The sequence below is a fragment of the Pararhizobium sp. DWP1-1-3 genome, from assembly GCF_049896125.1.
GTDB lineage: Bacteria > Pseudomonadota > Alphaproteobacteria > Rhizobiales > Rhizobiaceae > Pararhizobium.
Genome location: NZ_JAFCTR010000001.1, coordinates 495,327 through 516,398 on the forward strand (window position 1 = coordinate 495,327; position 21,072 = coordinate 516,398).

Genomic DNA, 21,072 nt, shown 5'->3' on the forward strand with positions numbered 1-21,072 from the left:
GGTCACCCCGCCATCAGCATCGAGGCTGCAGTATCCGCTTGGGCCGGTTCATAGAGGCGGCGAAGCTCGGCGACGGTTCCGCGAACTTCATTCAGGAAGATCACGACCTCGCGCTCTAGCTCCGCAATCATCGCGTCGTCGCGTTGAACCCGCTTATAGAAAAGCCGCATCGATTCCGGCATGCGAGGGTCATAGGATACGAAGTCGCAGTAGCTGCGACCTGTGCAGGCCATTTGCCACATCATCTGGGTAATGTACTGGCCTGGGACCGATCGCCCTCTCAGTGTCGCAATGTGGGTGGCCATGTTGGGGCACTTGATCTCGACGAGTCCGTCGTCGCCGATGAGACCGTCGGGCGAGGCCCCTGCATCGCTGATATTTGGGTGTGAAACGAACGGCACTTCGCTGATGGTCTCGCCAGTCATGAACGAGTAGGCATCGCGAGCCATTGGCTCGGTGTCCTTGCCCCATTGCATTGCTGTCGACGTGAATCCTTCGGTGGTCGCGCCGGTCAGCATTTCAGCTACAAGTTCCGCAGCATAGTTCGTCCGCGAGACACCCCAACCTTTTTGGGTTTTGGCGATGACATCGGCAACACGAGAAGCTGTGACCTTGCCGCAACGCAGCGCATGCCATTCGGCAGAGCCTTGAATGATCTCATCCATTGTTCTGGCCCTCCCGAGCGGCCTGTTCGGCGCGGAAGGCGATGCGGCGGCGAAGTGATTGAACAGCTTCGTTGAACTGTGCCATCGGCAGAGCGGGAATGCTTTCGATCTGCCAACGCTCGCAGAAGTTTGCGGCGTCAACCTCCGCTTTATCGGCCAGCTCACGAATGACTGAAGCCTGCGCTTCGGTGATCGATGATGTATCAGCCGGCGTGTCGTCGGCCTTCTTGCCGTCGTCGTCGTTCGATGCGGCAATGCCGAGCGCGGCCTTGAGCGTATAGCGTTGAAGGTACGTGATCGTGGAACCGACAGCCTGGATGCTGTTCTTATTGCCGGACTGGTCGTGGGCGCCGGAAAGCGTGTTTTCTTCCGAGTAACCATCGCGATGGGAAACGATGCAGGTGACAGTGACAGTCCCGGCCGTCGTTTCGGTGCGGAAGCGGTAGGAAAGGCCGTACTTGCCAAGGATCGGATCAACCGTCCGCGCGATTTCGGCCATGTCCTCGTGGCGGTAATTGGTCCGGCCCTTCTGCGAAGTGAAATCAACCTTGCGGTTTTTCGTGATGACAGGGATTTCCGCCTTAGCGGCAGAGATCGCGGCGTCGAAAGCCTTGCGGGCTTGGTTCTTTTCCCAGCGCTCGTGCAGGTCCATGAGCTTTGTCATCACGTCGATATCAGCCCCACGGGAGACTGCGGCGTTGAGCATGTCCATCGGCGTCATCGCGGCAGCGCGCGGTTCGTGTTCGATAAGTCCGGCGTTTGTTCGTTCGGCTACAGCGCCCATTTCAGTTCTCCTCAATATTTCAGGGTGACGTTGGGAATGGTGCCTTTGACCAAGGCGATGACGATCGACATTGCCTGCTCGTCTGCGATGCCAGAGCACTCGACGAGGGCATTGATGATCGAATTGTTGACCTTCTTCCGGTGATCGCGGTCGGCGTCCCGGCGGCGCTGCTCGGCCGCTTCTGCCTCCTGCTCGTCGGCTATGCGCTTGCGATCTGCTTCCACCTTGCGTTCGGCTTCGGCTGCCGCAGCGGCGATTTCGTCGTCGGCGCGCTTCTGGGCGTCTGAGGCAGCCTGTTCGGCGTCGGCGATCCGCTGGGCGGCATCGCGTTCGGCCTTTGAAGCGGCGGCAGCAGCCGCTACGGCGATGTCAGCCTTTCGCTTTTCTTCGGCCAGACGTTCGTCCTCAATGCGCTTCGCCTCGGCGGCTGCCGCTTCCTCGTCGGCACGGCGCTGGGCGTCCAGGCGATCACGCTCGGCCTGAGCCGCGCGCAGTTGTTCAAGCTCGGCTGCATCGGCTTCGCGCCGTTCCGCAACGTTGATCAGACGATCCAAGGCGGCGAGGGCGTCGGTCTTAGCGAGGTCGGCGCGGTCCTGAAACTCATCCCAAGCATCATCGACGACGACAGCCTCGACGGCATCGCGCATGTCTTTGAGGTCGCCGGACGGATAATCGGCCGACATGGTGACGTAGGCCAGAAGAGCGTTAACCGCCTGCTGGTGCTTTTCGACCCGCGCTTCTTCGATCGTTTCCCAATCCGTCAACGGCTGCAGAAATTTCGTCCGTAGGCCGACGAGGCGTTCCTCGATCTTGTTGCGGGTTGCGTCCACCTTCTTCTTGTTGAGGCGCCACTCCTCGGTCAGGGCAAAGCCCTGCTTGTCGAGTGCCACCTTGGTCTTGGAAATCTTGTGGGCGAGGGACTTGATCTCGTCCCGGCCCTTCTTTGTCGAGACGTCGTGCTTATGCTCGTTCACCTTTTTCAGGATCGCGTCATAGAGCTTGTCGAACTCGGCTTCGTTCGTGAACGTGGCGACGTTGGGAACGCCTGGCAGGGAGATGATCAGGTCGGTGGATATTTCGGTGGTCATGTCGGGTTCCTCAAAGCTGAACTGCGACGGCCAAGCCGAGCGCAAAGAAGATCGTGGCGGCGATGGCCAGCCAATTGTTCGGATCGCGCGGGCTGATTGCCGACGGCGTGAGCGGGATGAAGGGGCGGATGATCGGGTCGGGGCGGGTCATCGGCGCTACTCCGCAGCCACGGCGAAGACACGAGCCTTCATCCGTTCGTTTTCAGCCATGACGGTTTCATGAAGACCGGTAAGGCGCATGCGGGTGAGGTAGGCAGAGATTGCCGCCTCAACGCCCTTGTCGTTGCCCTGTTCGGCATTCCAGAAGGCTTCCATCGCGTCAAAGAGCGCGGACTTGTCGAGAGCCGCGATCATGCCGCCACCTGAAGGGCATGTCGCTCAGACTGTGCCGAGATGAGCATCTGGATCAGTTCGGTGTGCTTGCCGAGCGTCCAGCCAGCGGGCTTCACCCGAGCGTGGACGATCTTCCGGCACTTGTCCTGATGGAAGCGGATGTTCTCTGCGAGGTAGATCGAAGCCGCGCCGCGGCTGCGGCTGTTCGCCTCGTCGATGATCTTCTTTGCTGCTGCCTGGATGTCCATGTCTCAACTCCGGTGAAGCGGTTTGTTGAGAATGAACGTACGTTATGTACGATGAGATGTAAAGTACATTTTGTACGATTTGCGGTACAGACGTAATTTTTGCACGAGTGAAAGAATCGATTCGACTCTCTGCCTCTGTTCTGTTTTCATAGAACGAAAGGAGAACAAAATGGGTTGTGCAGTTCTGAAATCAGCGGCGCCGTTCACGCTCCATATTCGGTGCGAGAACTGCCTAAGGGATAGTTTCAAGGTGGTGGAGATGCCGGTGGGCGACGACGTGCCACGCGATGCCGACGAGCTGATCGAGAGTGTATTTCTGGAAAAAATCCCGTTCCGTTGCCGACCCTGCGATAGCGTTATTGGCCGGCTTGTCGGAATCAGCGGAGGAGGAGACCCCTATGCGTATTGAGAGAGACGTAATTCAATACATCATCGTCCCACCGTTCGAGCGCCGGGGTAAGGTCATCGGGGCGAAAGAGCGGCTTGAACAGTACCTGGGCGGCCGGTTTCCCGGCAACTCTTTCACAGTCGCCCGGTTCGCTCCTATCGGGGATGATCAGCAATTCTGTGTACTGCCTATCATGAACTTCGTCGGCGACAACGGCAAATCCTACATGTGCCGGGAGCCAAAGCGCTGGTTCATGCAGGAGATTGCGCAGGCGTGCAGGGAGTTTGACCTTAAGGGCTTCCGAAGCTTTGCGGCATGATATGCACGAGTGAAAAGAAACCCGCCGAAGCGGGTCACTGTGGCTAGGCAAAGACGCCGAGGCGTGCAGTCATTGCCGCGTTTGAAACGTCGAACATCTCGGCCAATTCCTCCGTAGACTTATCCATGTTCGCCTGAATAACCTGCCAGGGCATTAAAATGTCCGCGGCCAACCCGTTTGCCTGCTGCTCGACCTTGTTAGAGAGCCCGCTCCGATAAAGCGCGTCGTCGAATATACCGTCGCCGATCAGGTCCTCATGGAGAACGAAGTGCGCGACTTCATGCGCAATCGTGAATCGCTTTCGTTTCTTAGAATGAGTTTTGTTCACGAAGATCGCGAAACCGCTGCCCCCACCTTTTGATCGATCCTTTTGAATTTTTCCAGAGATGGTATCGGGCCAGGCGGCCTCATAGACCTTAATGCCGAGCCTATTAGCCAAGCCGACGACATCCACAGGGGGGCTCTCATGCATGGACATGTAGAGGCTTACTATTTGTAATTTCTCCCTCATTTCCATGTTTAAAGACCCTTAATTTCGTTTGCTTCGTTTATGGCTTTGGCCACCTCGGCCTGAGATACGTCGAATTTAGGTTCGCTGGTGCCCTGCTGAACGTTCGTAGCCTCTGCGAAAAAAGCACGTCCCTTTTCCTCGATCCATTCGCGGACATGATCCTGCGCCGTTTCTCCGGCCGCGCGGATGGCTGCGTTTCTGATCATCCAAAAACCGCCAAGAGCCGATAGAGCCAACACTATACCAAGGATAGTGATTCCAAGCGATAAGAGTTCCAAAACTCCGACGTTATAGGCGACTTGCAATGCATCTGGGTTGGCCACCGCCTGATCAATGCGACCCGCGGGAATTTGCTGGCCAATCAAGGCGACGACATTTCGTGGAGCCGTGGGCGCCGCTTTGACGAAATCGTAGTGCCAAAGGAGTATGAAAAGCAGTATGCCTTCCATTATGTGGAATACGATGAAGGCGATCGTCCAACTGTCCCGCCTATCAGACTTGCGCATTACATTTCCCCGACATCCTCATCCACAGCCCATGGATCATCTGTTCTCAATCTCAGCGACCCACCGCTCCATAACTGCATCCGGGTTTTCCATTGTGGCCGTGCAGGGTTCCATATGGTCTTTATAGAGAATTGAGACATTTGATGTGTTCCCGCCGATCCTGTCCTTCATCGAAATGAAATCAGTCTCGAAGCGCGAAGTTACAGTCTCCTTCAACAAACCGGCGACCGCTCCGGCCTGAAGCGCGTATTCAAGAGCTTGGTTGCTAACGGTTTTGTATTTAGCAGCCAGTTCCATTGCCTTTGAGTTTTCCAACGCAATTGAGACCATGAAAAAGAACGAGGCACACCGGCTAAATTCGTGTGATGCATTATTCAGGCCGAGTTTTACCTTCTCCGGGTCTGCAGCCGCTACCGGCGAGACCAGTTGAAGTGCAATTATCGACCCAAGTACTGCTGTTCTCATATTTAAAACCCTGGCATCTCGTTCATGACGCGCCGGACAAGTGCGATTACCTCGACTGATATCCCATCATCAGCCTCACTGTCATGATGCACGACGATCGGCTTGTGCTTGGGGTTCGATGAACGCGGGTGAAACTCCGCGCGATCGTTATAAATCTCGATCTGCTTCACCGACCATTCGCGGAAATGCCCGCCGTCGCGGGTTCGCTGCACCACGACGACCATGCCGTCGCGCAGCTCGACCTCGTGGGCGACGTCCTCGTAGGCGAGGCAAACCAGCCGGTCACCTGATAGGATCGGGCGAGGGCGGAGGTCATTCAGAGAATCGCCGCCTACGTCAAAGACAAGCTGCCTGGCGTTGGGGAACTTTTCGTCACGCGGCAACAGGATCTCGACCGGCTCGGATTGATCGAACTCGTCGACCTCGCGGAATGTCCCAGCTTCAACGGTGCCAGCCAACCGGCCGGCTACTAGGCCAGTTCGCAATAGCGTGAGTTCCGGTGGCATGCGCGGAGGTGTAGAGCCGTCGTCGGCTCCATTTTCGCCGAAGAGTATCCAGCCCGCTTTTGTCCCGAAAAGTTCGCCGTACTTCTCAGCAGCCTTACGAGAAATCGGCCTGTTGCCGTTCTCGTGGCTGATGAGGGTGTTCTTATTGATATCGCGAGGGAAAGCGTTCGCCGCATCTGTTGGCGAAGCGAAGCCTGCGGTCGCCCGCGCTTCTCTCAATCTGGTCTTAGGTTCAGTCATTCGTACAATATGACCGATTTTCATCGTGCAATGTGTACGATTTACTATTGCGTTATCGTCGTACTTTTTGTACGATACGGGAATGAGCAACTCACCCTCTACCATTTCGGCCCTCATTGATCAGTGGCCCACCATCGCCGAATTCGCATCCGATGTCGGTTGCGGATACGAAGCCGCCCGCCAGATGCGTCTGCGGGAAAGCATCGCTCCGAAGCATTGGCCCGGCGTCATCGCGGCGTCGGCGGCCAAGGGAATCAAGGCTGTTGATTGGAAGTGGCTGGCTGCTCGCCATGCATCAGCGGCGAGGGTGTCAGCATGAGCGCCGAAGCACGGATCAAAGCCCAGGCAGTACCGGAAGACATTCTCGACGCGGCTACGGCTGTCGAAAACGAGATCATGAAAACTGATCTCAGCGAACTCGACACACAGATGATTATCGCCGGCGCCATCCTGGCAGAGCGTGAGCGCTGCGCCGCCGTCGCCGAGCGATACGGCACCTTCAAGATCGATACCGAACACGGCGAGGGCTACGCGACCGCCGCTTCCAACATCGCAGCAGCAATCCGAGCAGGAGCTTAACCCATGTCCGATGCCCACGGCGTAGCCCGCGACCAACTCCGCTCTTTCATTGAGCGGATCGAACGTCTCGAAGAAGAGAAGAAGACAATCGCCGACGACATCAAGGATGTTTTTGGCGAGGCAAAGGGCATGGGCTTCGATACCAAGATCCTGAAAGAGGTCATCAAGATCAGGAAGATGGACCGCGACGAGCGTATGGAGCGCGAAGCGATCCTCGACACTTATCTCGCTGCACTCGGCATGATCGAGCAGCCCGATTTCTTTGCTGGCGAGAGCTATGACCGGTCTACCGGCGAACTGAGCCCGAAGCTCGCGCACACCATCGTCACCGGCATGCAGACCCAAACCGGTCGCGCCGCGCTGGTCGCCGCCGTCGATATCATGATCGATCGCGAGGAAGCGCAGGAACGAAATACGCCGAAGACGGCAAACGAGACGCCCAAGCAGGTATACGGGGACAGTGTGGAGGTTGCGACGGCACCACCGAGTCAGTCTGTCGAAATTCCTGCCGGCGGGGATGAAGCTCCGAAGATCGACGGATCGGACGAGCAATGCCCCGCCGACGACAATTCGCCGGAAACGGCAACGAAGAGCGGAGTGGGTCCGCTCCCCGGCGAAGCTGGAGCCGATGGCCCCCACACACCAGCAGCGGACGAACGGCATGTTGAAGCCACGGTGGAGCACCGTTCGTCCGCACCAATTACCAAGTTCGCGCCATCCATGGACGAACTGCGGATCGCGAACGCTCTGATCCTCAGACCGAACTGCAAGCGCCCGGGTCTGGAGACTTGCGGCGGTCAAGGACGCACCCACTGCCGCGACTGCATGGCTGCACCGGTCGAGAGAGAAAAGGCTGACGCATGAGCGCGCCACGGCTTTCTCCAGACACCAAGCAAGCAATCCTCGACGCGTATCTGGCTGGCGACAAAATCACGGTGATCGCTTCGAAATTCGGTGTCGACCCAAGCTATCCCCGAATTCTCTTCCGCCGCCATTGCATCGCGGAAGACACGAAATTCTTGAAACCAAAGAGCGAGAGGGCGTCTGCATGAGCACCTGGTGGAAGAACGCATCAACCGAAGATCGCCTGAAGCAGATCGACGCCGGTATCTCGCTTGGGATGACTGCGCGACAGGTCGCTATGAACCTGCGCGTCCCGACATACACCAACAGCCGGGAGAGCGCTGTATCGCGGTTCGCCAATAATCATGGCCGGTTCTTCAATGGCCGTTCGGGGAAATCTCCTGCCAAGTCCGCCGCCGGTAAAGCTGGTGGCCTCGTCTCGGCACGTCGCCGCGGCGTCATGAACCTCAGCATATCCAGCGCCTTTTCGATCTTCGGAGATGAACAGCCCGAACGACTGGCGTCCGACTCCCTCAATTTCGAGGGAGCCTGAGCCATGCGGGATTTCGAAACAGATTTCGCCCGCATCTTCGGTGATCCGATCGATGCACAGGCGCAGGTGGCCGTCGAGAACGGGTCGGGCATTCGTGCGGCGGTACCGCGTCCCGTTCTCGACCGACCGGCAAGCGAGTGGACGGAAGCCACGAGGAAAGCTGCCGTCGATGAACTCGCTCACATCTTTGGACGCCCGCATGTCTGATCTCTTGTTCTGGAGCCTGGTTGGTTTCGCGACGGTGGTTTCGCTGGTGCTGCTCATCGTCATTTTCATCGCCTTGAAGGAGCGGCAGCTCTATCGGCGCACTCCGGCGCAGCGAAAGTCCGACCGCGATGTCATCGCGCGTTACCGCGCTCTTCGCTCCGACACAGAGCGCATGGCGGGCATGCAGTAATTCAATCTCCCGGCTCCCAGGTCGCTGACGATAACCGCGACGATCTGGCCCAGCAGTAAAGGCCCGCATGCGGCGGACCTCTGAGACGACGGGCCAAGCCCGCCCAGGCCTAACTCGTCGTCTCTCTTTTTGCGTTCCCTGTGCATCGAAAGTCTCCATTCAACGAGAGGCAAGTTCGCACAGAGGATGAAGAATGTACGGCAAAAGGCTTTCCGAAAACGGAAAAAATGTTTCCGAGGATGAGATGAGTTCGATCGCATTGAATGAGGCAAAGGGTTGGCATGACGAGCTTATGAACCGCGAGTTCAAAGGCCGTGGCGACCGTGAGAAGTCAGTACGGGGTCGTCTGTCGGACAGGACCGGCATCCCCGAGAGCTACCTTTACCGCCTTCAATACAAGTTCGCTGAGATGCGCGACGTGGCCGGCTCGGCCTACCGCGCTCTGAAGATCGAATACGACGCACTCTGCGAAAAGCATGAGACGGCGGCCGACCGCTACCGAAACGAGCGACTAGGGACGCGAGGACAGAATGAAACGGCTGACGAAAAGCGTGCTTCGGCGCGTGTGGGAGTGGCTGCGCCTGAAATGGGCCGGGACGAAGGAAAGTAACTGATGAGCATCTACGTTCTTCGATCCGACAATCTGGTGAAGATTGGCTTCAGCGATAACCTTCGAAACCGTGTGCAGGCCATCATCGCCACCGTTCCTGTGCCGGTTGAATTCGTCGGCCATATGCCGGGTGGCAGAGATTTAGAAGCGCACCTACACGAAATCTTCGATGCCGCTCACTTTTCCGGCGAGTGGTTTGTCGAGACTGAGGCGATGCGCTCGCTCTTCGACACGGTACTCATCCCGCGAATGCCGCTCCCTGAGACGCAGGAAGAGATCAAGCGGACCGCCGAAAAGACGCACACCCAGAGGATTTCCCAGCAGGTGAAGGACGTCGCCGTCGAGAGATGGCCGACCAAGAGCAAAACGGAACTCATCGACGCATTGGCCAACGGGCTGGGTTGGAGCCGGACCCGGTCCAAAGATTTCTTCTACGCCGACCCCAGGATCGTCCTCCGAGCATACGAGCTGCATGAAGTCGACAAATGGCTCTGCGAACTGGCTCCCCCAGGCGGCTAACTCCTCCCGGCCGCCCAACTGCCGCGCAAATGCGGATTTTCTTTTCAGCGAAGGCGAATGGCATGACGAACAATCTACGCGATCTCGATCGCCTTCATCTTATCCCGGAGGTCGCCATTGTACGCCGCGCCGTCGGCGCCAGAATGAACGCGTCGATGACAGTTCGGACACAGAGCTATAACGAACCGCGGATCGTCAGGGCCGCCATCGGTAAGCCGGCGAATGTGGTGCGGCTCCAGGTAGGGAACGCCGTTTGCCCGTACAAATGGGGCAGGTTGGCTGCAACCTTCGCAATGTCCAACTGCTCGCGCAACCACGTAATCACGAACATCACGGCTTCGCTCGAAAACCGTGGTGCTCGAGGTGCTTTTGGCCGGTGCGGGTTTCGCTGCAGCAAACGCCCTTTCCCGAAGGGTCGCGAGGGTTCCGTTCGTCGTGGGCAAATCGGACACGCGTTCGATAACATTTTCGACCAATCGCAATTCAAAAACGATCGCATTACGCAGGTTGCCGAGCCGATCGGGGGCAGGGCGAACCTGGTAGCCCTCGCAGATCATTTCCCCCTCGAAAACAACGCCTCGAGGGGCGATTTTGAAAAGCAGTATGCTTTTGCCGTTCGCGGCATGATGGGCGATTGCTCGGTTACCCTTTTGCATGACCATGTCACCGACTTGGCCCTCGCCAAAATACTCGAAGACGCCGTCATCGCGCCAACGGTCGCTGTATCCGTGTTCTTCGCCTTCTTCACCGGTGAAAACGATGACAATGGAGTGTTTGGCGGGGGTAGCGATCCCGCCGCGCTGTTGGCCATCGAATCGGGCATGAATATCAGCGCGCCGGCTATACATCCGGCCAATTTCAAATCCCCAAGCCACCCGACCCTCCCCGTGGTTCTTCAGCGCCCGGTTTTCTCATGCCGGCATTTCGTTCGGGTTAACTCGTGCCATACGGGGAGGGCGGCATGACCGAACCTACCGAGATGATTGACTGGCTCGATCGCCGTATCGCCAGCGCAAACCTATGGCTTGAAGACCATGGCAGGGAGGCAAAGAAGCCTCGCCCTGAAAATGAGATCGCCATCAAGGAATATGACGTCGCTCGGTTTGAGGAAATCCGTGCGGCCTACGTGAAGGCGCTTGAGCGCAGATCGGCGGCGGCATGACATCTGTTAAATTCTATGTCGGGCTTCACCAGCCAGCCGATGCTCAGCACTTCGACCTGGCGTGCATTAGTATCAAGCGTCTGTGGCGTCGAAAGAAGCCGGTCGCCTGCGGGGACGTGTTGGTTGATAGCGGTGCCTTCACCGAATTGCTTTTGTACGGCTGCTATCGACATGGCGTCGAGGAATATGCTGCCGAACTTCATAGGCTGCACACGACGGGCGTCGTCAACATCGCAGCGGCAGTAGCGCAAGACTACATGTGCGAGCCCTTTATTCTAGCAAAAACCGGGCTGACGATCGAAGATCACCAGAGGCTGACGATCGAACGCTATGACGCCTTGGTGACAGAGCTTGAACGTCTCTTCGATGGTCCGATCCCCTTTCACGTGATGCCGGTCCTGCAAGGTTTTGCGCCTCAAGACTACGTCAACCACGTCCGCATGTACGGCGACCGGCTCAAGCTAGGAATGTGGGTTGGTGTCGGGTCCGTCTGCAAACGCCAAGGCGATCCGCGGTCGATCATGGCTGTCCTGCAGGCTATTGCCGGGGAGCGGCCTGACCTTTTGCTCCACGGGTTCGGAGTAAAGAAAACCGCCCTGCTTCATCCCGGCGTTCGCGAACTACTGGCGACGGCCGACAGTATGGCTTGGAGCTTTGCAGCTCGGAAGCAAGGTAGGGACGCCAACGACTGGCACGAGGCTAGGAACTTCGCCGAAGTCGTTAACGCCGCCGCAAATCAGAATTTTCAGCCTTGGCAGATGGAGATGTTCGCGTGACCAGAACATGTAGTGCATCCGTACCAACCTTCGTCAGCCACAGCGTGCCGCTTCCGCAATGCTGCCCGGTTTCAGGCAACCCGTTGCAAGGATCGAAGTTGACAGTTTGCTACATGCCGGACGCGATTGTCTTCCCCGTCGAGGACTTGGCGGCATACGTCGCCGAATATGTCGGCGGTCGAGGCGAAATCCGCGGCATGGAAGAGATGGTCCAAGAGCTAGCGACCCGCGTTCGAGATGTGGTCGGACAACCCGTTCGTGCCTTTGCCGATCTTATTATTCAGCCACCCTTCGGCGGTGATCAGCAGACAATGCGCGTTTCCGCGAGGAGCGCGGCATGAGCAAGGCAGCATCTGCACGCGGTTTATTCCGTGCCACCGGCAAGAAGTCGAAACCGGTTGCCGTCCGTGACCTCTATGGCGAAATCGTCAAGGTCGATGCTCTTGAGCGCGAACCAAACGAATTTTACCCGACGCCCGTCGATCCTATCCGTTCGATTATCCATGCCGAGCTTGAGGCGCTGCGCGGGTTCCCGGCCATTTGGGGGCCTGCCTGCGGCACTGGCGTCATCGGTCAAGAGTTGCGCGCTCACGGACTGCAGACGTTCAACAGCGACCTGATAGATCGTGGCTGCGGGGCAGAAATCCGTGACTTCTACGATTTCAGCGAAGCGCCGGCGCCTGCCATTCTTGAAAATCCTCCTTTTGCCGAATGCGGATGGGGAAACGGTAAGGCGCGACGCTGGCTCTACCACGCCCTCGACACCCTTCAGGTCGAATACATGGGCTTGCTCATGAACTGGGGGTTCCCCGGCGCCGGTGGCCTTGGACCATTCTGGGCAAAGCATCCACCTGCTCGCGTCTATCTGATGCGGTGGAAGATCGATTTCACCGGGCAGGGCGCTCCGCCGATGCTCAACGGCTGGTTCATCTGGGACAAGACCCACGTCGGCGAAACGGTTCTCCGCATGCTGGACCGGGCCGACGCGCGCCAAGGCGAAATGTTTGGGAGCGCGGCATGAATGTGCATCATCTCACCCGCGAGGAAGGCCGCCAGCTCCTCTCCAAGAAGAAGAAGCCCGCCAACAAGTACAACGCCAAGCGCGTTCGGCTCGACGGCATCTGCTTCGATAGCAAGGCGGAGGCGAACTACTATGCCGCCCTGAAGCTTCGCGAGCGGGCAGGCGAGGTCACCGACATCGAACTGCAGCGCTGGTACGATCTGATGGTCAACGGCGTGCTGGTTGCCCGGTACCGGGCTGATTTCGTATTCTTTGACCGAAACTGCTGCGCTCGGCGCATCGTCGACACCAAAGGCGTCGTCACGCGCGATTTCCGCATGAAGCAGAAGCTCATGAAGGCCTGCCACGGGCTGGAAATCGAGGTGGTGAAATGAGCAACCGCGCTTGGATGCCGCTCCACATCGCTGACTATCTCGCTGATACCGGACACCTGACCGCGACCGAACACGGCGCCTACATGCTCCTGATCATGCACTATTGGCAGAACGGGCACCTGCCGGCGAACGAGAAGCTGATAGCCCGCGTGGCCCGAATGACCGCTGACCAGTGGGAGGAGAGCCGAGACGTGATCGCCATGCTGTTCGGCCCGGGCTGGACGCATAAGCGCATCGATGCCGAGCTTTCGAAGGCCGACGACATAATCGAGAAGCGTCGTGCGGCTGCCGAAGCGCGATATGGCAAAGGAAAACCGACTGCGGATGCAAGTGCAGTGCAAGTGGATAGCATATGCACTGATACGGGCGTGCCACCGACAACCGACAACCTTTCTTCACTTCGTTCAGAATCTGAAAAAAAGCGCGAGCGCGAATTCGATGATTGGTTTTCATCGTGGCCATCGCAGGCCTCCGATGACGTGGACGCCTCGAAAGCGGAAAGCCGCAAGCTCTCGGATGATGATTGGTCGAGCGCCGTCAAGCTGACAGCTCCCTACCTGGCTTTGGCTAAGGGCGGCGGCCGTACCATGGTCGTTTCCTCCGAGAAATACCTCAAGAAACGCCTTTGGGAGCGTGTCGGGAAGTCGAAGCCCCCGCCAACAGCTGTCGTTACGGCCATTTCCGGCGCCAATTATGGAAACCCGGAAGTCTACAAGCCACCTCCGCCCGAGACGCCAGAGCAGAAGCGCAAACGAACGGAAATGGCCGCACAGCTTAAAAACCTTGCTCAATCGATGAGGGCTTAGAGATGAACATCCGAAACAGTGAGCTGCATCGGCAAAGCGTTGAAGCACAGGCGGTGAGAGCGCGCCTCATGGATCCTGCCGCGTGGGTGAAGCAGGCCGACGTCGAGCGCCTTCGCGTTGCCCTCCAAGCCGAGACCGAACGAGCACAAATGGCGCTGGCAGAAACCGGGGTCCTGAAAGCGCGCGTGATGCGCCAAGGCTATCAGGTATCGAAACTCGAGCTGGACCTCGCCGATCGCGATGCTCGCATATTGGCCCAGGCCGATCGGATATGCCTGCTTGAAAACGTAGGCATGACCGGGCGGCAAGACAAAAAGCCAGTGGCCGAAATCATTGCCGAGGTGCTGGCAGATTTCCCCGATGTGACCTGGCAGGAGATAAGCGGTATCCGCCGCGCTCGCCGGCTCATCGTTCCCCGGCAGAAGTGCATGTTCGAGGTTTCCCGCCAGCGGCCGGACCTGTCATTCCCAGCCATTGGCCGAATATTCGGTGGCCGGGACCACACCACCATAATGCATGCGGTTCGGAAGCTGAAATCTCAGGAAGGCGGAGAACTATGAGGATTTCGATTCTTGCAATCTGGCTCCTGCCAGCGTTCTGCGAGGACATCACAAACGCGGTCACATCGGGGCCGTGGCTGACGGATGCGGGCCGCACCATCATCTGGGCGGTCGTCTATTTTTCAATTCTGGGCGCTTGGTTGTGGGCGGTGGCCCACTTCGTTTCGGACGAGGCATCGAAAGCCAAGGCAGCAACGCTTCAAGGCAGCATTTTCGCAACGTTGGAAGGCAAAGAATATCTCATGGTGCCAGCAGACCTTGAGCAGCAAGCAGAGCTTCGTAGGGAGAACAGACGGTCAAAGCAAATAACCCGAATGCTTCACACAGTGGAATAATCGAGCAGCGGCGGCGGCTCAAACATACAGCGAGGAAAGACCATGGCGACCAGCAAGCACGAAGATTGGAAGGCGATGTCCTGGTATGCGGTGCAGACCGTGCCGGGGGCGCAGAAGCCGCGCCGGGAATACGTCGTCGAGCGGACGGGCCGGGACGGCGAGAAGCCACGAGGCAAGGGCTATCGCATCGTTCCGAATCTGAACCACGAGGTATCTGCCATCGAGAAGGCGCTCACGGATAACGGCTTCCAGTGCTACATGCCGGCAGAAAAGCGGTTGGTCCGCGACAGGAAGCACACAGACCTTTGGAAGGTCCGCCGCTTCGCGCTTATGGTCGGGTATGTCTTCGTACGCGAACCCCACAACTGGGATCTGCTCAAGGCGACCTATGGGGTGGCGGGTATCGTCAAGGATCAGAACGGACGGCCCATGGCGATCGACATCGTCGACGTGATGAAGATTAGATCCGCTGAGGCCGATTCTGAAGTAGAGTTCGATCGTCGGTCCCGCTTGGCCCGCCAGGTGTTGCGCAAGTCCGCGAAGACCGATCCCCGCCTTCAGATGCTCATCAAGAAGTTCGATATTGCCGGAACGATCTCTGTTCCACTGGATATAGCGACTATTGCGGCGTAAACCGCTTGATGTTTACGGTATGTTCGGCTAAATTCGCGCCATTGATTTGGCGCGGCTGGGATACGTCCCGGCGCCACCACGCGGGAAATCTGCATCCCGCACCCAATGGAAAAATGCATCCAAAATTCAGTTAAGCCGGGGTGGAGCAGTTCGGTAGCTCGTCAGGCTCATAACCTGAAGGCCGCAGGTTCAAATCCTGCCCCCGCAACCAGAGTGCAGCCATAGAGACGCGGGCGGATAGAAGCCCTCTGTTGGCTGGTCCGATGGCAATGATCACCGGATGAATTGCAGATCGGGCGACGGCTCGGTAGCCTGAAATCGGTCCTCGTAAACTCTTGGGTCGGCAGTAGGGCACATCAATCAGGAAGGCGGACAGTTGTTGCCTGAGAAGGCCGGGGGATGCCCAGCCGTTCTTTCCTGCCCATAAGCTTTCATTACGTTCCATTAGCCCCGTTGCCTTCACTGGTGGCGGGGTACCTCATTCTTGCGGCCGGGTCTGGCTTCACCATCCGCCAAGACGCGCAAGGTCTCGTGGCTCGCGAGCGATAAAGGAACGAGCAAGCGCATGCCGGGCGTGCTTCCGCTGGGAAGCGATACGGGCGCCAACGGGTTTCGTGGCCTTCTCGTTGGTGGCACCCTTGGAAGAGGGCACCATGGCGGTAGGGTTCCGCCCTGTCTTGAGCGAGACGGTAAACCGCTCACCTCAACCCAAAAAGGAGAAGACGCCATGAGCGTACGAGCAAAGTTCCGCTGCACCACCATTGCCCATGCTTTCACGAACAATCCCGAATACTCGGCGGCGACCATCACCCTCGTTCCCGTCTGGGAGCAGGAAGGCGTGAACCGCAAATGGTCGAAGGCCACCCCGAGCGGCGAATTGAAGATGATGATCACAAACCCCGAAGCCGTTGAGCAATTTGATCTCGGCAAAGAATACTTCGTCGATCTCACCCCGGCCGATTGACATGCGACCAATGCCGCCAGAAAGCCTGTTCGGCATTGACGAGTTCAAGGCCTTCGTGCCCGCACCTGACGTTGCCTCATGGGTAGAGGCGACATTCTTCGACCCGTCGTCGCCTGTCGCCAATCCAGAGCATGAACATCTGGCCAACGCCCACATCGGTTACCTCTGGACCATGGTTGTGAACAACCGCAAGGGCAAGCGGGTGATAGGCCAGTGTGAGACCGGATCACCGCAGGGCGCGATGGGCAAGTGGTCTCGCGCCCGGGCAGAGCAACAAGTCGTCGAGTGGTTCGGATCCGTCCCGGACTTCATCATCACGCTTGATGCCGAATACTGCCGGACGGCCAGTGATGTGGCCTTCGCCGCCTTGGTTGAACACGAGCTTATGCACTGCGGCCAGGAGCGCGACGAATTCGGTACGCCGAAGTTCAGCAAGTCCACCGGGCTGCCGGTCTACACGATCAGGGGGCATGACTTCGAGGGCTTCATAGGCATTGCCGTCCGCTACGGCGCTGTCGAGGCTGGGGTCAAAGAACTGTTCGAAGCCTTAAGCAAGAAGCCGCTGTTCAGCGCCGAAGATGTTTCCGGCGCCTGCGGTACCTGCCAAGCAAGGAAAGCCGCATGATCGAAGAGTGGAAAGATATCCCCGGCTGGCCGGACTATGCAGTCAGTAACTTTGGTCAGGTCATGCGCATCGCCAAGCCGAAGCGCGGGCGCGGCCGTGTTGGCGCCATCCTGAAGGCAAGAATACCAGGCGGTGGTTCATATCCAGCCGTCAATCTTTCCGAAGCGGGACTGTCGACCCAGTGGTATGTTCATCGGTTGGTTGCGCACGTGTTTCTAGGGCCATGCCCAGAGGGCGAAGAGGTCAACCACATCGACGGTAACAAACTCAACCCCAGGCTCGACAATCTGGAATATCTGACCCGCAGCGATAATCTGCTGCATGCCTTCGAGAATGGGCTGAAAACCAATCGTGGGCAGAACAACCCGCGCTCTGTTCTGTCGGAACACGATGTCCTCACCATCATGGCGGAATACACGGGCGCTTACGGCCAATGCGCTTCATTCGCCCGACGCTATAAAGTGAGCCACGCCGCCGTTCAGGACGTCATCCATGGGCGCAATTGGTCTCACCTTCGTGCAGCCTGAAACTTGATGGTGTCTTGATAGATCGATGGCTAGAGCAAAACTCACCCGTGAGCAGCAAACCTATGTGGTTCAAGCGCTCGCCTGCTTTGATACGCCGTCGGTCGTGGCCGCTTCCCTCAAAAAGGATTACGGCATCATCTTCACGCCGCAGGCCATCGAAGCCTACGATCCAAACAAGAAGGCAGGCAAAGGCCTGGCCGAACGATGGAAGGCTCTCTTTGCCGAGACACGCAAGACCTTCCTCGAGGATACGGCATCCATCGCTATCAGCCATCGGGCCGTTCGTCTCCGCGCATTGCAGCGCATGGCAGACAAGGCGGAGAACAGCGGCAACATGGTTCTCGCCTCGTCGCTTCTTAAGCAGGCTGCAGAGGAAGTAGGCGGCAGCTACACGAACCGCCGCGAACTGACAGGGAAGGACGGAAAGGACTTGCCGGTACCAGTGTCGCCGGTGACGATCTTCCAGTTGCCCGATAATGGCAGGAGCTGAGAAGGGCGCGGCAGCCCAGACAATCATCCGGCCGCAACCGGGCCCACAGATGGCCTTTCTGGCGTCTGCAGCCGATATCGCGATCTATGGTGGTTCGGCCGGCGGCGGGAAGACATGGGCGCTGCTCATGGAACCGCTGCGCCATGTGGCCAATCCGCAGTTCGGCGCCGTGTTCTTCCGGCGCTCGACGGTGCAGGTCCGAAACGAGGGCGGTCTATGGGATGAGAGCGAGAAGCTCTATCCCGCCATAGGGGCAGCTCCGAAAGAGCATGTGCTGCAATGGAACTTCCCGTCCGGCTCGTCGGTCTCGTTTGCTCACCTGGAGCATGACAAGACCGTCCTGAACTGGCAGGGCTCGCAGATACCGCTGATTTGCTTCGACGAGCTGACGCACTTCAGCGCAAAGCAGTTCTGGTACATGGTTTCGCGTAACCGCTCGATGAGCGGCGTAAAGCCTTACATCAGGGCGACGTGCAATCCGGATGCCGATAGCTGGGTCGCCGAGTTCATTGCCTGGTGGATCGATCAGGACACGGGCCTACCGATCCCGTCGCGTGCTGGCGTCCTTCGGTGGTTCGTCCGAATCGGCGATGCCATCATCTGGGGCAGCAGCCCCGAGGAGTTGGAACACTACACCGCACCGAACGAGGACGGCATAGACGCGCCGATCCCGCCGAAGTCGGTAACATTCATTCCGGCCAAACTCAGCGACAACCGCGCGCTGATGGCGGCCGATCCAAGCTATCTCGCCAGCCTCATGGCTTTGCCTACGGTTGAGCGGGAACGCTTGCTAGGCGGTAACTGGAAGATCCGGCCCGCCGCTGGCCTGCTGTTCCAGCGTGGATGGTGCCGTGTCGTCGATGCAGTGCCCGCCGGTGTCCGGTGGATGCGGGGATGGGACTTGGCCTCGACGCCGAAGATCGAAGGTAACGATCCGGACGCCACGGCAGGCACGAAGATCGGCAAATTGCCCGACGGCAGCTATATAGTCGGTCACCACGTGACGGACTTCCTGTCACCTTCCGGCGTCGAGCGCCTTATCAAGAACACGGCCGACGCCGACGGGATCGAAACGCAGATATCGCTGCCGCAGGATCCGGGGCAGGCGGGCAAGTCGCAAGTCACCAATCTGACGAAGATGCTCGCAGGCTTCAATGTCCGGGCGACGCCGGAATCAGGCGACAAGATTACTCGGTTCAGCCCGTTCTCTGCTCAAGCGGAAGCGGGCAACGTCATTATCCTGCGGGCGCCATGGAACAACGCCTGGTTCGCCGCTCTCGAAGGCTTTCCAGAAGCCAAGCATGACGACGACGCCGACAGCACGAGCCGAGCATTCAACGCGCTGTTGAACGCCAGCACTTTCACACTTTCGAACATCTGAGGGTTTCCATGGGCAATGCGACGATAGGGCTGAACGACAGCCTGACCAGTCTCGTTTCCCGTATGGGGACCGAACGCGACAAGGCGTCGACAGTCTTCTACACCAACCCGACGATGACCGACGAGCAGGCGCTTGCCGCCTATCGGGGTTCGTGGCTCCCACGCAAGATCGTTGATATCCCAGCGCTGGACAGCTGCCGAAAGTGGCGCGACTGGCAGGCGAAGAACGATCAGATCGAATTGATCGAGGCCGAAGAGAACCGGCTTAACGTCAAGGGCAAGATCCTCGAAGCGCTGACAAAGGCTCGACTGTTCGGTGGCGCTGCTATCTTCATCGGTACCGGCGATGCAAACCCGGAACTGCCGATCGATCCGGAGCGTCTTGGCAAGACAGGCCTGAAATATCTGACGGTACTCTCCCGGCGCGATATGACCGCTGGCCCGATCGAGCAGGACGTCACCAGCGAGTATCACGGCAAGCCCTCATATTACGAGGTGACCGGCTCAAGCAGCATGCAGATGGTGCGCATTCATCCGTCGCGCTTGGTAATCTTCATCGGCGCAAGGCAGCCGGATAGCTTGATGACGGCCGGGCTGATGGAGGGTTGGGGCGATAGCATCCTGACCGCCACGCTCGATGCCATCAAGAATGCCGACAGCACCGCGGGCAACATCGCTTCACTGGTGTTCGAAGCAAAGATCGACATCATCCGCATCCCAGACTTCATGGCATCGCTGAACAACGAGGTCTATCGCTCGAAAATCATTGAGCGGTACACCCTTGCGAATATGTCCAAGGGCATCAACGGAACACTGCTCCTCGACAAGGAAGAGGAATACGAGACCAAGACCGCATCGCTTGCGGGCCTGACCGATATCCTTATGGCGTTCATGCAGATCGTCTCAGGTGCTGCCGATATCCCGGTCACGCGCCTCCTGGGCCAGTCACCGGCTGGCATGAACGCCACCGGCACGGCCGACATGAAGAACTACCACGACCGCATCCAGTCCATCCAGCAGCTCGAAATGACGCCTGCGATGCACAAGATGGATGAATGCCTGATCCGCTCGGCTCTTGGCTCACGTCCGGCAGAAATCCATTATGCCTGGGCGCCGCTCGAGCAGATGAGCGAGAAGGAACGGGCCGACATCTTCAAGCTCACCGCCGACGCTGCCCGCCAACTTGTCGGATCGGGAACGGGGCAGGAAATCATTGCTCGCGATGCCGTGTCTCGCGCTCTGGTCAATCGTCTGGTCGAGGATGGCGTCTTGCCCGGTCTTGAAGACGCAGTCGATGAATTCGGCGAGATCGGCGAGCAAGAGCCCTCGGAAGAGGAGATTGCAGCCTCGGCCGCCGCAGCACAGAAGCCAGCGCCCAACAACGTGACCCGGATGCAGGCGGCAGCGAACGACGCAGCGCCTCGGCCGCTCTATGTGCGCCGGGATGTGCTGAACGCCACAGAGATTGTCAAATGGGCGAAAGAGCAGGGGTTCACCGATATCGTGCCTGACCTGCACGTCACCATCACCTACAGCCGCGATCCGGTTGACTGGATGGAGATGGGCGACAACTGGTCGGACAACGGCAAGGGCGGCTTGACCATTCCCGCCGGCGGTCCGCGCATGATGGATGCCTTCGGGAACGATGGCGAGGCCAAGGTGCTTCTGTTCGCCTCCAGCACGCTGTCGTGGCGCCATGAGGACATGAAGCGCAACGGTGCGTCTTCGGACCATGCCGAGTATCAGCCGCACATCACCATCAGCTATGCGGCCGGTGGGCCTGATCTGGCCAAGGTTGAGCCGTTCCGCGGCAAGATCGAGCTGGGCCCGGAAATATTCGAAGAGCTGCGCGAGGATTGACCGCC

The 21,072-nt window shown here is 58.5% G+C and carries 36 protein-coding genes, 1 tRNA gene and 1 pseudogene; 27 read left to right on the top strand and 11 right to left on the bottom strand.

Translation table 11 applies throughout. The features are described from left to right. Positions 1-2 precede the first annotated feature (2 nt). Genes ACP7BS_RS02330 through ACP7BS_RS02355 form a run of 6 tightly spaced genes read right to left on the bottom strand, consistent with a single transcriptional unit; the run spans position 3 to position 3,118 of the window. The gene (locus ACP7BS_RS02330; protein WP_426235788.1) at positions 3-665 is read right to left on the bottom strand and encodes a lambda exonuclease family protein; all 663 of its coding nucleotides are present in this window, start codon (positions 663-665) and stop codon (positions 3-5) included. After that, a complete protein-coding gene (locus ACP7BS_RS02335; RefSeq protein ID WP_426235790.1) occupies positions 658-1,449 on the bottom strand; it encodes an ERF family protein in 792 nt (263 codons plus the stop codon). The genes ACP7BS_RS02330 and ACP7BS_RS02335 overlap by 8 nt, the downstream gene beginning before the upstream one ends. Before the next feature lie 11 nt (positions 1,450-1,460). Further along, a complete protein-coding gene (locus ACP7BS_RS02340) occupies positions 1,461-2,537 on the bottom strand; it encodes a hypothetical protein (protein WP_426235792.1) in 1,077 nt (358 codons plus the stop codon). A gap of 10 nt (positions 2,538-2,547) precedes the next feature. Continuing rightward, positions 2,548-2,688 (bottom strand): hypothetical protein, encoded by a 141-nt coding sequence (locus ACP7BS_RS02345; RefSeq protein WP_426235794.1) that lies wholly within the window; start codon positions 2,686-2,688, stop codon positions 2,548-2,550. 5 nt (positions 2,689-2,693) lie between these two features. Further along, positions 2,694-2,891, bottom strand: a complete 198-nt coding sequence (locus ACP7BS_RS02350) for a hypothetical protein (protein ID WP_426235796.1) — start codon at positions 2,889-2,891, stop codon at positions 2,694-2,696. Beyond that, positions 2,888-3,118 carry a hypothetical protein gene (locus tag ACP7BS_RS02355; protein WP_426235798.1) on the bottom strand — a complete coding sequence of 77 codons (231 nt, stop codon included), beginning with the start codon at positions 3,116-3,118 and terminating at the stop codon, positions 2,888-2,890. The genes ACP7BS_RS02350 and ACP7BS_RS02355 overlap by 4 nt, the downstream gene beginning before the upstream one ends. 169 nt (positions 3,119-3,287) lie before the next feature. Here ACP7BS_RS02355 and ACP7BS_RS02360 point away from each other — a divergent pair, with 169 nt between their 5' ends. Both ACP7BS_RS02360 and ACP7BS_RS02365 read left to right on the top strand, forming a co-directional pair. Next, the gene (locus ACP7BS_RS02360; RefSeq protein WP_426235799.1) at positions 3,288-3,527 is read left to right on the top strand and encodes a hypothetical protein; all 240 of its coding nucleotides are present in this window, start codon (positions 3,288-3,290) and stop codon (positions 3,525-3,527) included. Continuing rightward, on the top strand, positions 3,517-3,825 hold the full coding sequence (locus ACP7BS_RS02365; RefSeq protein ID WP_426235801.1) for a hypothetical protein: 309 nt from the start codon (positions 3,517-3,519) through the stop codon (positions 3,823-3,825). The genes ACP7BS_RS02360 and ACP7BS_RS02365 overlap by 11 nt, the downstream gene beginning before the upstream one ends. Before the next feature lie 43 nt (positions 3,826-3,868). Here the strand turns inward: ACP7BS_RS02365 and ACP7BS_RS02370 are convergent, their stop codons facing one another. The 4 genes from ACP7BS_RS02370 to ACP7BS_RS02385 all read right to left on the bottom strand — a co-directional run bounded on the left by ACP7BS_RS02370 (position 3,869) and on the right by ACP7BS_RS02385 (position 6,053). Continuing rightward, the gene (locus ACP7BS_RS02370; RefSeq protein ID WP_426235803.1) at positions 3,869-4,279 is read right to left on the bottom strand and encodes an ImmA/IrrE family metallo-endopeptidase; all 411 of its coding nucleotides are present in this window, start codon (positions 4,277-4,279) and stop codon (positions 3,869-3,871) included. A gap of 65 nt (positions 4,280-4,344) precedes the next feature. Beyond that, positions 4,345-4,842, bottom strand: a complete 498-nt coding sequence (locus ACP7BS_RS02375; RefSeq protein ID WP_426235805.1) for a hypothetical protein — start codon at positions 4,840-4,842, stop codon at positions 4,345-4,347. A 36-nt stretch (positions 4,843-4,878) separates the two neighbouring features. Continuing rightward, complete coding sequence (locus ACP7BS_RS02380; protein WP_426235807.1) at positions 4,879-5,307, bottom strand: hypothetical protein; 429 nt, start codon at positions 5,305-5,307, stop codon at positions 4,879-4,881. A 2-nt stretch (positions 5,308-5,309) separates the two neighbouring features. Continuing rightward, positions 5,310-6,053, bottom strand: coding sequence for a LexA family protein (locus tag ACP7BS_RS02385; RefSeq protein WP_426236459.1), 744 nt, complete (start codon positions 6,051-6,053; stop codon positions 5,310-5,312). An 82-nt stretch (positions 6,054-6,135) separates the two neighbouring features. Between ACP7BS_RS02385 and ACP7BS_RS02390 the strand changes: the two genes are divergently transcribed. From ACP7BS_RS02390 to ACP7BS_RS02430, 9 genes and pseudogenes are all read left to right on the top strand, one after another. Continuing rightward, positions 6,136-6,372 (top strand): hypothetical protein, encoded by a 237-nt coding sequence (locus ACP7BS_RS02390; protein WP_426235809.1) that lies wholly within the window; start codon positions 6,136-6,138, stop codon positions 6,370-6,372. After that, complete coding sequence (locus ACP7BS_RS02395) at positions 6,369-6,632, top strand: hypothetical protein (protein WP_426235810.1); 264 nt, start codon at positions 6,369-6,371, stop codon at positions 6,630-6,632. Before ACP7BS_RS02390 ends, ACP7BS_RS02395 begins: the two co-directional genes overlap by 4 nt. Before the next feature lie 3 nt (positions 6,633-6,635). After that, positions 6,636-6,887 (top strand): annotated as a pseudogene (locus ACP7BS_RS02400) (DUF2312 domain-containing protein); the annotation flags it as partial. Positions 6,888-7,492: 605 nt separating this feature from the next. Beyond that, the gene (locus ACP7BS_RS02405) at positions 7,493-7,684 is read left to right on the top strand and encodes a hypothetical protein (RefSeq protein ID WP_426235812.1); all 192 of its coding nucleotides are present in this window, start codon (positions 7,493-7,495) and stop codon (positions 7,682-7,684) included. Then, the gene (locus ACP7BS_RS02410) at positions 7,681-8,028 is read left to right on the top strand and encodes a hypothetical protein (RefSeq protein ID WP_426235814.1); all 348 of its coding nucleotides are present in this window, start codon (positions 7,681-7,683) and stop codon (positions 8,026-8,028) included. The genes ACP7BS_RS02405 and ACP7BS_RS02410 overlap by 4 nt, the downstream gene beginning before the upstream one ends. A 3-nt stretch (positions 8,029-8,031) precedes the next feature. After that, entirely contained in the window at positions 8,032-8,235 is a 204-nt protein-coding gene (locus tag ACP7BS_RS02415; RefSeq protein WP_426235815.1) for a hypothetical protein, read from the top strand. Further along, positions 8,228-8,425, top strand: coding sequence for a hypothetical protein (locus ACP7BS_RS02420; RefSeq protein WP_426235817.1), 198 nt, complete (start codon positions 8,228-8,230; stop codon positions 8,423-8,425). The genes ACP7BS_RS02415 and ACP7BS_RS02420 overlap by 8 nt, the downstream gene beginning before the upstream one ends. Before the next feature lie 244 nt (positions 8,426-8,669). Next, on the top strand, positions 8,670-9,035 hold the full coding sequence (locus ACP7BS_RS02425; RefSeq protein WP_426235819.1) for a hypothetical protein: 366 nt from the start codon (positions 8,670-8,672) through the stop codon (positions 9,033-9,035). Positions 9,036-9,038: 3 nt separating this feature from the next. After that, entirely contained in the window at positions 9,039-9,554 is a 516-nt protein-coding gene (locus ACP7BS_RS02430; protein ID WP_426235821.1) for a GIY-YIG nuclease family protein, read from the top strand. A gap of 74 nt (positions 9,555-9,628) precedes the next feature. Here the strand turns inward: ACP7BS_RS02430 and ACP7BS_RS02435 are convergent, their stop codons facing one another. Continuing rightward, positions 9,629-10,402: an HNH endonuclease gene (locus ACP7BS_RS02435; RefSeq protein ID WP_426236461.1), complete on the bottom strand. Its 774-nt coding sequence runs from the start codon at positions 10,400-10,402 to the stop codon at positions 9,629-9,631. A 113-nt stretch (positions 10,403-10,515) separates the two neighbouring features. On the opposite strand from ACP7BS_RS02435, the gene ACP7BS_RS02440 reads away from it, so the two are divergent. From ACP7BS_RS02440 to ACP7BS_RS02515, 16 genes are all read left to right on the top strand, one after another. After that, a complete protein-coding gene (locus ACP7BS_RS02440; RefSeq protein ID WP_426235822.1) occupies positions 10,516-10,716 on the top strand; it encodes a hypothetical protein in 201 nt (66 codons plus the stop codon). After that, the gene (locus ACP7BS_RS02445; RefSeq protein ID WP_426235823.1) at positions 10,713-11,492 is read left to right on the top strand and encodes a DUF7221 family queuine tRNA-ribosyltransferase-like protein; all 780 of its coding nucleotides are present in this window, start codon (positions 10,713-10,715) and stop codon (positions 11,490-11,492) included. The genes ACP7BS_RS02440 and ACP7BS_RS02445 overlap by 4 nt, the downstream gene beginning before the upstream one ends. Next, positions 11,489-11,833, top strand: a complete 345-nt coding sequence (locus ACP7BS_RS02450; RefSeq protein WP_426235825.1) for a hypothetical protein — start codon at positions 11,489-11,491, stop codon at positions 11,831-11,833. The genes ACP7BS_RS02445 and ACP7BS_RS02450 overlap by 4 nt, the downstream gene beginning before the upstream one ends. Further along, a complete protein-coding gene (locus tag ACP7BS_RS02455; protein WP_426235827.1) occupies positions 11,830-12,513 on the top strand; it encodes a hypothetical protein in 684 nt (227 codons plus the stop codon). Before ACP7BS_RS02450 ends, ACP7BS_RS02455 begins: the two co-directional genes overlap by 4 nt. Next, positions 12,510-12,887, top strand: a complete 378-nt coding sequence (locus ACP7BS_RS02460; RefSeq protein WP_426235829.1) for a DUF1064 domain-containing protein — start codon at positions 12,510-12,512, stop codon at positions 12,885-12,887. Before ACP7BS_RS02455 ends, ACP7BS_RS02460 begins: the two co-directional genes overlap by 4 nt. Next, the gene (locus ACP7BS_RS02465; RefSeq protein ID WP_426235831.1) at positions 12,884-13,693 is read left to right on the top strand and encodes a YdaU family protein; all 810 of its coding nucleotides are present in this window, start codon (positions 12,884-12,886) and stop codon (positions 13,691-13,693) included. The genes ACP7BS_RS02460 and ACP7BS_RS02465 overlap by 4 nt, the downstream gene beginning before the upstream one ends. A 2-nt stretch (positions 13,694-13,695) precedes the next feature. Continuing rightward, a complete protein-coding gene (locus tag ACP7BS_RS02470; protein ID WP_426235832.1) occupies positions 13,696-14,253 on the top strand; it encodes a helix-turn-helix domain-containing protein in 558 nt (185 codons plus the stop codon). Then, positions 14,250-14,588, top strand: a complete 339-nt coding sequence (locus ACP7BS_RS02475; RefSeq protein ID WP_426235834.1) for a hypothetical protein — start codon at positions 14,250-14,252, stop codon at positions 14,586-14,588. The genes ACP7BS_RS02470 and ACP7BS_RS02475 overlap by 4 nt, the downstream gene beginning before the upstream one ends. Positions 14,589-14,630: 42 nt before the next feature. Beyond that, positions 14,631-15,221, top strand: a complete 591-nt coding sequence (gene nusG, locus ACP7BS_RS02480; RefSeq protein ID WP_426235836.1) for a transcription termination/antitermination protein NusG — start codon at positions 14,631-14,633, stop codon at positions 15,219-15,221. Positions 15,222-15,354: 133 nt separating this feature from the next. Next, positions 15,355-15,432, top strand: a tRNA-Met gene (locus ACP7BS_RS02485). Positions 15,433-15,948: 516 nt separating this feature from the next. Next, entirely contained in the window at positions 15,949-16,185 is a 237-nt protein-coding gene (locus tag ACP7BS_RS02490) for a hypothetical protein (protein ID WP_426235837.1), read from the top strand. A 10-nt stretch (positions 16,186-16,195) separates the two neighbouring features. After that, the gene (locus ACP7BS_RS02495; protein ID WP_426235839.1) at positions 16,196-16,810 is read left to right on the top strand and encodes a putative metallopeptidase; all 615 of its coding nucleotides are present in this window, start codon (positions 16,196-16,198) and stop codon (positions 16,808-16,810) included. After that, positions 16,807-17,337 carry an NUMOD4 motif-containing HNH endonuclease gene (locus tag ACP7BS_RS02500; protein ID WP_426235841.1) on the top strand — a complete coding sequence of 177 codons (531 nt, stop codon included), beginning with the start codon at positions 16,807-16,809 and terminating at the stop codon, positions 17,335-17,337. Before ACP7BS_RS02495 ends, ACP7BS_RS02500 begins: the two co-directional genes overlap by 4 nt. A gap of 25 nt (positions 17,338-17,362) precedes the next feature. Continuing rightward, positions 17,363-17,827 (top strand): DUF2280 domain-containing protein, encoded by a 465-nt coding sequence (locus tag ACP7BS_RS02505; protein ID WP_426235843.1) that lies wholly within the window; start codon positions 17,363-17,365, stop codon positions 17,825-17,827. Beyond that, positions 17,814-19,208, top strand: coding sequence for a phage terminase large subunit (gene terL / locus ACP7BS_RS02510; protein WP_426235845.1), 1,395 nt, complete (start codon positions 17,814-17,816; stop codon positions 19,206-19,208). The genes ACP7BS_RS02505 and terL overlap by 14 nt, the downstream gene beginning before the upstream one ends. A gap of 8 nt (positions 19,209-19,216) precedes the next feature. Beyond that, positions 19,217-21,067 (top strand): anti-CBASS protein Acb1 family protein, encoded by a 1,851-nt coding sequence (locus ACP7BS_RS02515; protein WP_426235847.1) that lies wholly within the window; start codon positions 19,217-19,219, stop codon positions 21,065-21,067. Positions 21,068-21,072: the final 5 nt, after the last annotated feature.